The 12,354-nt window shown below is 55.6% G+C and carries 8 protein-coding genes; 7 read left to right on the top strand and 1 reads right to left on the bottom strand.

What is annotated here, in order from left to right; genetic code table 11:
• Positions 1-2: 2 nt before the first annotated feature.
• Positions 3-3,710, bottom strand: coding sequence for a TIM-barrel domain-containing protein (locus QZR17_RS00170; protein ID WP_297126175.1), 3,708 nt, complete (start codon positions 3,708-3,710; stop codon positions 3-5).
• Positions 3,711-4,018: 308 nt separating this feature from the next.
• Here QZR17_RS00170 and QZR17_RS00175 point away from each other — a divergent pair, with 308 nt between their 5' ends.
• The 7 genes from QZR17_RS00175 (at position 4,019) to QZR17_RS00205 (ending at position 12,337) form a co-directional block, all read left to right on the top strand.
• A complete protein-coding gene (locus QZR17_RS00175; protein ID WP_297126178.1) occupies positions 4,019-5,737 on the top strand; it encodes a LysM peptidoglycan-binding domain-containing protein in 1,719 nt (572 codons plus the stop codon).
• A complete protein-coding gene (locus tag QZR17_RS00180) occupies positions 5,737-6,414 on the top strand; it encodes a porin family protein (RefSeq protein ID WP_297126181.1) in 678 nt (225 codons plus the stop codon). Before QZR17_RS00175 ends, QZR17_RS00180 begins: the two co-directional genes overlap by 1 nt.
• An 18-nt stretch (positions 6,415-6,432) precedes the next feature.
• The gene (locus QZR17_RS00185; protein ID WP_297126184.1) at positions 6,433-7,257 is read left to right on the top strand and encodes a helical backbone metal receptor; all 825 of its coding nucleotides are present in this window, start codon (positions 6,433-6,435) and stop codon (positions 7,255-7,257) included.
• Positions 7,258-8,268 (top strand): iron ABC transporter permease, encoded by a 1,011-nt coding sequence (locus QZR17_RS00190; protein WP_297126186.1) that lies wholly within the window; start codon positions 7,258-7,260, stop codon positions 8,266-8,268.
• Positions 8,265-9,050 carry an ABC transporter ATP-binding protein gene (locus QZR17_RS00195; protein WP_297126189.1) on the top strand — a complete coding sequence of 262 codons (786 nt, stop codon included), beginning with the start codon at positions 8,265-8,267 and terminating at the stop codon, positions 9,048-9,050. Before QZR17_RS00190 ends, QZR17_RS00195 begins: the two co-directional genes overlap by 4 nt.
• A gap of 343 nt (positions 9,051-9,393) precedes the next feature.
• Positions 9,394-10,743 carry an adenylosuccinate lyase gene (gene purB / locus QZR17_RS00200; protein WP_297126194.1) on the top strand — a complete coding sequence of 450 codons (1,350 nt, stop codon included), beginning with the start codon at positions 9,394-9,396 and terminating at the stop codon, positions 10,741-10,743.
• A gap of 103 nt (positions 10,744-10,846) precedes the next feature.
• Positions 10,847-12,337, top strand: a complete 1,491-nt coding sequence (locus QZR17_RS00205; protein WP_297126197.1) for a pseudouridine synthase — start codon at positions 10,847-10,849, stop codon at positions 12,335-12,337.
• Positions 12,338-12,354: the final 17 nt, after the last annotated feature.

A 12,354-nucleotide genomic window follows, 5' to 3' on the forward strand; every position in this document is an offset into this window, starting at 1 on the left:
ATTTATTTTGTGAGTGGATCGATGGTATTGAGGTTTCGGTCCACCAGCAGTCCGTCCACGGCCTCTGGCGTCCAGCTGTCGGACTTCAGTGCGCGGAAGGTGATCTCAAAGAGCTCGCCGTCCTCGAGGAGGAAGTTGTTTCCCCTATTGACGAAGGTGGGAAGGAGCTCCTTAGATCCATCACTGTGAAGTCGGTCGTAAGAGAGATTGACCAGATCCTTCATACCGATGAGGCGCATGCCGACATACCGGACAAGGGTCGCATCGTAGGGCAGGGCAAGGCTAAGGGCATTGACCTGCTTCAGATCGCTTCCGGTGACAAGGATCTTGATCTCCTCACCCTCGGTAAAAGTGGTCCGGTCTGTTGAGAGGGTCACTCGTCCGCTCACCACCTTGCTTGACGGGTAGACCCCGCCATCGAGGACCGTCCCCACGGTGGATATGTCGTAGGCGTCGATCAGCCCATTCTTATTAATGTCCCCGATCGAGATGTAGCCAAAGTCGGCATCCTTTGTCCTCAGACCTACATAGTTCGTATAGGAGGTGAAGTCGTTCTCGTCGATCCTTCCATCGCGATTGATGTCGCCCTGTAGTCTCAGGGTACTTCCCGGCACTTTGTAGACGTACAGCTCCTGTCCTGAGCCATATTTACCGACTCCCTCAGTGATGTGGAGGCGGAGGTAGCGCGCCTCCGGCTTTTCAGCGAAAGTAAAGGTCTTCATCGACCCATCCCGACTCCAGTCGAAGGGCTGCTCGTCAGACCAGCTCTTCCGATCCTCAGAGTAGGCGATGGTCCCCTTGAGGAGTGTGCCATTGCCGGCATCGGGTCGTGGGAAGTACTCTATGGAGTCAAGCCGGGCGACCCCTCTGAGATCAAGGATGAGGTCAAAGGGGGTCGCCTCCTTGCTCCACTCGGTATGCCAAGTGGTGGACTTGTCTCTGTCGAAGAGCTTGGATACGCTCTGACCGGACTGATTGGGGACGGAGGTGGTGGCGACGATCTCCTTAATCGCATTCTCGTACGGGTCCTTGGCTGTCCGGAGGGTGAGCAGAGACCAGTCCGACGCGCCGTCGCTATTAACTGCTCTCAGTCGCAGGGTATAGTCTGTCTCCGGCTCCAGCTCCTCAAGGGTGAAGTGCTCGCCAAGGATCGTCGAGTAAAGCACCGACCCGAGCTCTATCTCATAGAAGTCTGCCCCCTTCACTGCACTCCAGTGAGGAGTTAGAGTATAGGCATCTACCAAGCTCTCCTTGGGTGACATCTTGGGAGCCTGGAGCCGACCCGTATGGCGGTAAAAGTGGTTTGGCTGGTTGATCGTATAGCCCTCGACGGCTATCCGAATCGGCTCCGAGGTGGTATTGACCTTATCCAGCTTGATCAGCACCACAGGATTTCCCTTGATGCTTTGCTGAGATGATTCGGACCCCTTGGTACTATAGCGATTGAGCTCCGGAGACTCATCGTAGAGGAATACCCCTCCCTTGGCTTTCTCGTAACCCTCTCGATCTGTCACCTCTCGCAGGAGTACCGGTCGACCGCTCACGGAGACAGATATAGCAGAGGGCTTCTGAGAGACGCTCAGCCTGATCTCTGTCGTCTTGAGGGGCTCGAAACCCTTGTAACCTCCCTTCGTACAGCCTATCTCAAAGGTGAGCCGATCCCCGCTCATCTTGAGAGTCAGTGGCGTGCGGACGGAGGCTCCCTCCGTATAGGCTACCGTGCGCCCATCGTCATCGTATTCAGAGAAAGAACCGTCCGCTCCTCCATAGAGCGCATAGCCCCGGAAGTCCTTAGGTATCTCGCTTATCTGATTGAATGGGCGGGTGTATGGGAGTATGGCACCGGCCTTGACGAAGACTGGGAGCTTCCAGAGCGGAGCGTCGAAGCAATTGATCACCCGTCCGCCCTCGTACGGCTCGCCTGTGAAGAGGTCATACCAGAGACCGATCGGCAGATAGATGCCGTGCCTGAGATCATTTCCCTCCTTGTCAGGAGCCGTCTCCTTATATATGGGTGCGATGAGTAGGCTCGGCCCCAGGAGGAACTGGTACTTCGTTGCACTTCCAAGGGTGTAGGGTGATGCTTCCTCGTAAAACATCGGACGCATCAGCGGAGACCCATCCAGCGTCTCATACGCACAGCTATACATATACGGCAGGAGGGCAGACTTGAGCTTCAGGTAAGATCGGTTGATCGAGGTGGCCGGCTCCCCCAGTGCCATGGGGTACTTAGGGTTGGCTCCCCAGCCGTCCATATTGAGCTGAATGGGCGTGAAAGCCTTCCACTGAAAGTCTCGGACGTTCACCGGGAGATTGCCTCCGCCAAAGATCCCGTCCATATCGGAGCTGATGAAGGGCATGCCCGAGAGACCGCTGCCGATGTAGGTCGGTATGTGGAAGCGTATGTACTCCCAGTCACCACCGGTCTGATCGCCCGACCAGACCGTGCCGTAGCGCTGAGTTCCTGCCCATCCGTCCAGGGTGATGATAAATGGGCGAGCTCCTCTGCCCTCACGGATCATAATCTCGGCGGCATCGGCAATCCCATTGAGACCAAAGGAGTAGCCTGCTCCTACCCATGCCACGTCAGTCTTGAGTACCCTTACACCTGCAGTCCCTACCTCTTTATTGAGGTCCCTCTGCAGTAGTGGCTCTATGTCCTCGACCGGATGGAGGTCGCTCTGAGTCCAGAGTCCGATCTCCACACCATGCTTGTGAGCATATGCACCATACTGTCTGAGGTTCTCAATGTTTCCGTCCAGTGAGTCCTCCTGCCCATAGCCGGCTCCGTAGCCATCATTGGGCAGCACCCAGCCGAGCGGCATATCGTGCCGGACGTAGCGGTCGATCACCGCACGGGCGGAGAAGAGGTAGTTGTCCCTCTCCCCATTGAGCGACTCCTTGATACCGCCATTATCTTTCTGGCTCTCTACGTAGTGCTTCCCATCCTCCATGAGGATCCCCTTACCCGGCTCTGTGGTCTCCAGCCAGTAGTCGCGGTTGTAGGCATTAAGGTGACCCTCGAGGTAGCCAAACTTTGGCACTAGTGCCGGTCTCCCTGTCAGGGTGTAGTAGTCTGAGATAAGCTTATTAGGCGTGTCGCTCACCATCAAGAAGAAGTCTATGTAGTCCTGGCTGTGCTGTAGGGCAACCTGATCCTTGGTCTCCTCACCAAAGTCGTACCTCCCGGGGCGGAAGGTGTACGCCAGGATCCCGTAGCCGGCTGTACTCCAGTAGAAAGGGGTAGGGGAAGCTACTCCTCCATCAACCCAGTTATTGGTGTTCTCAATGGCAATAGACTGTCCACGATGAGAGAAGCGACCATTCTGCACACCTCCCCCATAGAAGTACTCGCTCTCCCCCATGGAGAGGAAGAGTGTGCTTGACGCGTCCTTGAAAATCGGAGCTCTCGACTCCCTGACAACACTTTTGCCACTTCGCAGATCGGTCACGCTCATAAGACCGGTCTTCAGCCCCGTGGTGATAGAGACCGCATCGGTGGAGACCACCGGATTGCCCGATCGGTCTGTGCCAATGGAGATCCGGAAGGGAGTGGCACTCCTCGGGTGACTGACCATTATCGCTGCCGGTGGTTCCGAGAGAGGCTCCTGAAGCAATCTGCCCTTGGGGTCCTGATAGATCCTGACGATATGATCGCTGTAGAAGTCCAGCACCCTCGCCTGCCCATTATCCATCGTAATAGTGATCACTGATGGGCCTGTCGGCTCGCATCGTGTGACCTTCTGGGCCAGAGAGGTAAGGCTCAGGATAAGAGCGAGTGAAGCTAAAATCAGTCGTGAAGAACGTCTCATGGTTTAGCTATTGAATTTGGTATCGAAGTAAAAGAACCCCTGCGGGATCTATATACAAAGGTACCATTATTCGCCTGTGTCCTCTCGCTTCGGACTAATACCGGGAATAGAATTGTGGCGGAAAGGGGGCAATTCATTACCTTTGTGCCATCACCGAAGAGTGGCGCCTGTGCGCCGTACACCTATCTCATAGTATTGTATCCAAGATGAAGCGAAGTATTGAGGGAAGCCGAGTGCGACAGACCATCCTATGGATGTGCCTGGTACTGCTCGTCTCTGTCAGTGGGTCGGCGCAGACGACGACTCGTGTCCACGTGGTCCGGTCTGGCGAGACCCTATATCGGATAGGTAAGCAGTATGGCGTCTCCGTGGCTGATCTCTATAGGCTCAATCCCTCTGCTCGTCAGGGCATACGTGTCGGAGAGCAGTTGGTGCTACCTGCAGGCGTATCCACGGCTGCTTCGTCGGAAGAGGAATTCTATGCGATCAAGAAAGGGGACACCCTCTACAGCATAGCACACCGTACAGGCACCACGGTGAGGGAACTGATGGCTCTCAATACGTTCCTCAAGTCTCCCGACGACATTGCAGTAGGCATGATCATCAAGCTGCCTGCCTACTCTACGACATCCCCTTCGTCACCTGATGCCAAACGTGTCGTGCCGGCCGCTGCGGACAGCCTCAATGGTATCCGACTAGAGACAGTTTCCGGAGGGGCTACCGTTTACTCGCTCGTCAAGGGTACCGCCTGGAGTGAGGAGGACTTCTACAAATATAATCCTCAGGTGCTGGAGCGTGGGCTGAGAGCCGGGGAGTCGGTATTCCTGCCGGATGGCAGTATCCCGAATAATCTGGCTGCTAGGAGTGTCGTTGCCACTCGCCCGACCACCGGGTCAGGGACAATGGATGTGGTGCTGGCTCTCCCCTTCAGACTTGATAGGGAGAGACGCTTTGCGGACTACTACGAAGGGTTCCTTATGAGCGTGCTGGAGGCCAAGCGGGAGGGACGGGACATCAACCTGTATGTCTACAGTTGCGATGATGTGGAGCTGCCGTCCACCAAGGTGGCGATCAGCAACCTCCCCGACGTCGACCTGATCATCGGTGGCGTCTCGGTCTCCTCGATCCGCCAGCTGAGTGAGCTGGCTCACTACAAGCAGGCTACTTATGTGATCCCCTTCTCATCCAAGGACGTAGCCTCATCGCTCTCCGGTCATATCTACCAGGTCAATACCCCGGCGGCTCTGCTGTATGATCAGGCTGCGGAGCGCTTTATGCAGACCTATGGCTCGTACCATGTGCTCTTTGTCCGTCCTGTATCGGGCGAGGAGGAGAGTCCTTTCGTGCTAGCGCTCCAGAATAGACTGCGCCTTGCCGGCTCCTCCTACTCGGAGTGTGCCTCGTCAGACTTTATGAGCGGTGAGGATGTGTCGCGACAGAGCTTAGGTCACCTGAGGGTGGTCGTGGTGCCGACCACCTCGTCTCTCTCTGCAGCACGGCAGGTGCTGAGTGCCATCGATGCCGCACAGGATGACCTCGGGGATAGCTCTGTGGTCACTGCCTTTGGCTATCCAGAGTGGCAGACCTATGCCTCCTCACTTGGGAGACAGATGTACCGAGCTGAGGCAACCTTCTTTACCACCTTTTTCATCTATCCGAGAGACCATGCCTACCAGCGTTTCTCGGCGGACTATATGAAGTGGTTTGGTCATGGTACCGGAAATACCTTCCCTCGATACTCGGCCCTCGGCTACGATACGGGGAGCTATTTCCTTAGGAAAAATGAGTCATCGGACACTGCTTACAAGGGTGTGCAGTCGCTGCTTGACTTTGGCAAGAGTGTACCGATGAAGAGCGGGACAAGGAGTAATCAAGGGGTCTTCCTCGTCCGGTATAATAAGGACAATAGCGTGTCGCGCTTCTGATGATGAAAAAGCTAGCACTCTCCCTGCTGCTGACTCTCCTGACCCTGTCTCCTCTGAGGCTTGGGGCGGAGAGATGGGGAAGGCTGCTCATCGGTCCGACCGGTGGGGTCAGCTTCTCCACCGTCACTTTTCGTCCCATCATCCAGCAGAAACCCTATCTCGGCTTCAGTGGTGGGGTGGCACTGAGGTATGATGTGGAGAGCTATGCCGGTGTGCTGGTGGAGCTGAATTACTGGCAGCGTGGCTGGACGGAGGCTCCGGAGGACTATCCGCAGTATACCTATAAGCGTAACCTCTCCTTTGTGCATGTGCCGATCATGACCCACTTTATGATCGGTGGAGCCAGTAGTCCCCTTAAGCTTACCATTGATGCGGGTTCCCACTTCGGGTACAAGCTGGGAGAGAGTGAGGAGGAGCAGGTGGGGGAAGGTTTTGACCCCACCACGATGCGCCATGTCTATCGGGAGCATCACGGGCATGAGCTGGATCACAACTTCTGGTGGGGTGTCGGTGGTGGCATCGGTGCGGAGTACCAAATGCGTCGCTTTGTGATCGGACTGAGGGGTGGCTATATCTATAATCTGGGGGAACTCTTTGACAATAGTCGGACCTCGCTTTTCGGGACCTCCTCTGAGCAGGTGATCGATGTGCGCACGTACATCCTATATCGTTTCTGATCCAGATAATTCTTAGCCATGAGACGATTATTATCTCTCTTAGTCTGCCTCTTAGTCGGGTGCTGTACTCTGATGGCATCTACCCCGAGGCGAATTGTTTCCCTTGCCCCCTCTCTCACCCGGTCCCTATACTACCTCGATGCTGCAGACAGGATCGTCGGGTGCACCAGCTACTGTATGGCAGCGGGGCGCAAGGGGGTGACCGTGATCGCGAGTGCGGTCAAGACAAGTCCTGAGGCCATCGTGGCGCTGAAGCCGGACCTGATCCTCGCCACCTCGCTTACACGACAGAGTGACATTGAGACACTTCGGAAACTGGGTCTAGAGGTGGTCACCTATCGCACGGGGACCACATTGGTTGAGATCTGTGATCAATTTGTCGACCTGGGCAAGAGGATTGGTAAGGGGGCTGAGGCGAAGAAGCTTGCTGAAGCCTCCCTCGTAGTGGCGCAGGATCTCAAGCAACGTATGAGCACTCAGGGACTCACCGGACGGACAGTGCTGATGCAGCTCGGGGATAACCCCCTCTATGGCGTGACGGGGGGGAACTATATGGGAGAGATGATCACCCAGCTCGGGTGCATCAATATATGTGAGGACCTCAGCCATGGGACACTCAGCAGGGAGTATGTGTTACGGAGTGATCCCGACTATATCTTCGTCGTAGGGATGGGGGAGGAACGACAGCCGATGATCAAGGGGTGGCAGTCCTTCCCGGATCTTAAGGCAGCTCGGCAGGGACATCTCTATGAGCTGGAGGCCAACGAGACCTCGCAGCCTACACCGATTACCTATGTCCTTACTCTGCGAAAGATGGCTCACGACTTGGGCCTGAAAGAGTAGATGACGATGAATAGGTGGACCAAGTGGGCTGCTCTGCTCCTCGGACTTCTGGTCCTGTCGCTCATCACCGCTGTCCTCTCCCTCACCGTGGGGGAGATGCCGATCCGTCTCGGTGACCTGCCTACCATCATGCGCGGGGACTCCATCGAGTACCGTGTCCTCCGCTACATAAGACTCCCTCGTATGGTCCTTGCCCTCTCTGTGGGAGGATCCCTTAGTCTTGCAGGGTGTCTCTTGCAAGGGGTCTTCCGTAATCCACTCGTAGAGCCGTATACCATGGGTCTCTCGGGTGGGGCATCTCTGGGGGTGGCTATCTGCATCGTCTTCGGAGTCTCTTCCCTGCAGTATATCTGGCTTCCGCTCAGCGGGTTTGTCGGTTCGCTTGCTGTCATGGGCGTGATCTACACTCTCAGTCTGCGACGGCGGTCGGTCGAGGTGCAGCGGATGCTCTTGGTCGGAGTGATGATCAGCTTTGTCACCTCCTCGGCGGTCCTCTTTATAGAGGCTGTGGCACATCCCGAGGATCTTCAGAAAATCATCCTCTGGTCGATGGGCTCCCTGACGCAGTCTGACACCGGTATGGTAATCGGAATGGCGACTCTCTCTCTCCTGCTCTTGGTGACCTCCTGCCTCTTTGCCACCCCGATGAATGCCATGCGACTGGGGATGAGGGGTGCGGGACACTTGGGCTTGGACACCCGCCGCACAGTCCGATGGCTCTTTGTCATCTCCTCCTTTGCCACCGGGTGCTCCATCGCTGTAGCAGGAGTGATAGGCTTTGTCGGGCTTGTGATCCCGCATGTGGTCCGACTCACGATAGGCAATGACTACAGGGTCGTAATCCCTGCCTCTTTTCTCTTAGGCGGACTCTTCCTCCTGCTCTGTGACCTAGTTGCGCGGACGATCATCGCTCCTAACGAGCTCCCCATTGGGGTCATCACCGGGATCCTCGGCGGGCTGCTTTTCATCCTCCTCTTGACACGCCCACGCAGTCGCAAGCCCCTGCTATGAGTCTCCTCTCGATCCGTCATCTGTCCTCGGGATACGCCGGAGGCTTCACGATACGAGATGTCTCTCTCGAGGTGGAGCGGGGTGCTGTGGTTGGCATCATCGGCCCCAATGGCTCGGGTAAGTCAACCCTCCTCTCGACAGTCATAGGCGATCTCTCCCCGATGAATGGCCGGATCTCCCTCGGCGATAAGGACCTGAGGCTACTGAGCCGAAGGGAGCGTGCTTGCGCTCTCTCCGTCGTGTCTCAGATGATTGATCCCATAGCGATCACGCTAAGGGATTACGTGGCAATGGGGCGCCTCCCGCATCATCCGCCACTCTACTACATTGAGAGCACTGCCGATCAGGAGGTGGTGGAGCGGTCTATCCGAATGGTCGGCATGGAGTCACTGGCTCACCGATATATGACGGAGCTGTCGGGCGGTGAGCAGCAAATGGGAGCCATTGCGCAGGCGCTCTGCGTGGAGCCTCAGTTGCTGCTCCTCGATGAGGCCACGGCACACCTTGACATCACACATACCGTGCGGGTGCTTAGTCTGGTCCGCTCGCTCGCAAAGGACCAGGCTCGTCCTCTGACAATCCTCGCCGTCCTCCACGACCTCACCATGGCCTCAGAGTACTGCGACTACCTTGTCCTGATGAGGGAAGGGCAGCTCTACGCTCAGGGGAGCCCAGAGGAAGTGCTGACAGAGGAGCAAATAGGGGAGGTCTATAGGATGCCGGTTACTATCACGGCTCATCCTATCTCCGGTCGACCGATGGTGCTACCGCGGATGGCTTAGCTCCGCAGAGGTGTGTACTACCTCAGGTCTTAATCCAAGGACCAGTAACAGACCTATAAATATTCTATACTCTGCCGTCACTCTAATACCGGTAAAAGGGAAGACTAATACCGATATTAGAGAAGTCTAATACCGGTAAAAGAATTATTCCTGAAGCAGGGGCTTTCTGTCCCGAGGCTATCGAGCTCGGTGCTAAGTACGTCAGTCGAGATGCTTATGGCGGGGGTAGATCACTCGCTTATCCTTTTGGTCCCTATCCGGTCCTATTACTTCAGTACCGGGATTAAGATTGAGAAACGGCAAAAATGGGTATATTTGGAGAACCAAAATCATTTACAATCTTATGACGCTGAATCCACTGACAGCCATCTCACCTATTGATGGTCGCTATCGCAACAAAGTAGAGGACCTGAGTGACTACTTCTCTGAGGCCGCCCTCATCCGATACCGCATCCGCATAGAGGTAGAGTATCTGATATGTCTCTCTGAGGTACTTCCCCAGCTCGAGAAGATCCGCAATGACGAGGACCGTCGTCGACTGAGAGCTCTCTACGAAGACTTTTCGCTCCGGGACGCTGAGCGCGTGAAGGAGATCGAGAGGACGACCAACCACGACGTGAAGGCCATAGAGTATTTCATCAAAGAGCAAATAAGCGATGATGAGTTTGGTCCTGTGCTCGAGTTTGTCCACTTTGGTCTCACTTCGCAGGACATCAATAACAGCGCTCAGCCACTGGCCCTCAAGGAGGCACTCCGCGAACAGTGGCGTCCTCGGTTGGATAAGGTGCTGTCTGAGATCAATCAACGTGCAGAGGCATGGGCAGACATACCTATGCTGGCACGCACTCATGGTCAGCCCGCCTCTCCTACCACGCTCGGTAAGGAGATGAGGGTCTATGGTTATCGTCTCGAGAGACAGCTAGCGCTACTTGACCTCGTCCCGCAGACGATAAAGTTTGGAGGCGCTACGGGCAATATGAATGCTCATCATGTCGCTTTCCCCGAGATAGACTGGCGCAGCTTCGCCAATCGCTTTGCTCACCACTTGGGTATGGGGCTGGAGGAATATACGACCCAGATCTCTAATTATGATAACCTTGCGGCACTCTTGGATGGTCTCAAGCGGATCTCGACGATCCTTATAGACTTCTGCCGGGACATATGGATGTATGTCTCTATGGAGTACTTCAAGCAGAAGATCAAGGAGGGTGAGGTGGGCTCCTCCGCTATGCCTCACAAGGTCAATCCCATTGACTTTGAAAATGCTGAGGGCAACCTCGGTATCGCAGTGGCCTACTTGGAGCATCTGGCACATAAGCTCCCGATCTCCCGCCTGCAGAGGGATCTCACCGACTCCACGGTGATGCGTAACCTCGGTATGCCTGTGGCTCATATGATGATTGCTTTCTCCTCCATCCTTAAGGGGCTTGATAAGCTGATCCTCCACGAGGAGACCATACTTGGAGACCTAGATGATGCCCTACCGGTCGTGGCGGAGGCGCTGCAGACGATCCTGCGTAGAGAGGGCTATCCCAAGCCCTACGAGGCGCTGAAGAAGCTTACCCGTACCAATGAGAAACTTACCCGAGAGCATCTGGAGGACTTCATTGACCACCTAGACGTGAGCCCGGAGGTGAAGGAGGAGATGAAGAGGATCACACCGAGGAATTACACCGGCGTGTATAGTAAGTGACCAATTCTTCGTACCTTTACACCGTTAAATATTAGCTATTTACAATACATGCAGCCGTGAGGCTGCGTCACCCTCCCGTGAGGGAGATACAGATAAGTCTAAAATGAATAAAGACGATTACATGGACAAGGGGCCTCTCTACGATGATGACCCTGCTGATCGTCCTGAGAGACGCTCCTCGGCAACGGATAGCGACTATACCGGTCGCCCACGGTCTCAGTACCGCAGCAGACGAGCCGACTCGGATGATGACCAATCGGTGGGCATAAGGCGCCGCCGTCGCATCCGTGATATGCGTCCCGATGAGGGACCTGCCACCACCACCGACTACAGAAGGGAGAGAGGTGGTATCTCCGAGAGCTACGACTCCTACAGGCACCGTAGTAGCTTCTCTCGTCAAGATAGGATGCCTGATCGTACGGATCGCCAGGATAGTGAGCCGGATACCGACTACAGAGCGAGGTACAAGCAGAGGTTTGAGAGCAATCGCAGGCTCTATGGTCAGTCCTATGCCGATGATCGTGAGTCAGACGAAGGCTCTTTCCACATCTCTACCGATGACCAAGATGAGAGACGCCCGAGTAGAGGACGCTCCTCCTACCGGTCCTATGGTGATGATCAGGGACAGCGACGCCCCCAGGGCAGTCGTCCCTATCGTCGTGACCAAGGGGATAGACCCTCATATGGGCAGAGACCTCGCCGATCTTATAATGACCAGGATGGAGAGCATCGTGGAGGGCGTCGCCCGAATGGTGCACGGGACAATCGCTCTCGAGGCGGTAGCTCCCCCCGTCAGTATGGTGGTCGTCAGGGAGGAAATATGGGTAAGCGTAAGCCGGCCCGCCCTACTTACGATCAGCCTGAGATAAGTACGGATGAGCCAATCCGGCTCAATAAGTTTATCGCCAACTCCGGTGTCTGCTCTCGCCGTGAGGCGGATGATCTCATCGCTGCCGGTGCCGTGTTAGTCAATGGCACTCCAGTCACCACCCTTGGTACCAAGGTGACGATCAATGACCGCGTCGAGGTCAATCGTCAGGAGGTGAAGCCGGAGAGCAAGGTCTATGTCCTGCTCAATAAGCCGCGCAACTGCGTCACCACATCAGATGATCCGCAGGAGCGGATGACGGTCGTCAATCTTGTGCGTTCAGCTGCAAAGGAGCGTATCTACCCGGTGGGGAGACTTGACCGAAATACGACCGGTGTACTCCTCCTCACCAACGATGGTGAGCTGGCTGCAAAGCTGGTCCATCCATCCTTTGAGAAGAAGAAGATCTACCACGCTTGGCTCGATAAGGAGGTCTCTCCCGAGGATATGCAGAAGCTGGCAGATGGGATAGAGCTTGAGGACGGTGAGATGCACGCCGATGCGATCAGCTACGTCACCGATGAGGATCACACTCAGGTGGGTATTGAGATCCACTCCGGTCGTAACCGCATCGTGCGTCGACTCTTCGAGGCACTGGGATACCGGGTGGTCAAGCTGGATCGGGTCTACTTTGCCGGTCTGACTAAGAAGAATCTCGGTCGCGGCAAGTGGCGCTACCTGACACAGGAAGAGGTGGATAACCTCAAGATGGGAGCATTTGAGTAAGCAGATAAGAAAACCTT

The organism is uncultured Porphyromonas sp., assembly GCF_900541275.1.
GTDB lineage: Bacteria > Bacteroidota > Bacteroidia > Bacteroidales > Porphyromonadaceae > Porphyromonas_A.

Coding starts and splice junctions, on each gene's coding strand:
- QZR17_RS00175 (WP_297126178.1), top strand. CDS start 4,019: ATGAAGCGAAGTATTGAGGGAAGCCGAGTGCGACAGACCATCCTATGG.
- QZR17_RS00180 (WP_297126181.1), top strand. CDS start 5,737: ATGATGAAAAAGCTAGCACTCTCCCTGCTGCTGACTCTCCTGACCCTG.
- QZR17_RS00185 (WP_297126184.1), top strand. CDS start 6,433: ATGAGACGATTATTATCTCTCTTAGTCTGCCTCTTAGTCGGGTGCTGT.
- QZR17_RS00190 (WP_297126186.1), top strand. CDS start 7,258: ATGACGATGAATAGGTGGACCAAGTGGGCTGCTCTGCTCCTCGGACTT.
- QZR17_RS00195 (WP_297126189.1), top strand. CDS start 8,265: ATGAGTCTCCTCTCGATCCGTCATCTGTCCTCGGGATACGCCGGAGGC.
- purB (WP_297126194.1), top strand. CDS start 9,394: ATGACGCTGAATCCACTGACAGCCATCTCACCTATTGATGGTCGCTAT.
- QZR17_RS00205 (WP_297126197.1), top strand. CDS start 10,847: ATGAATAAAGACGATTACATGGACAAGGGGCCTCTCTACGATGATGAC.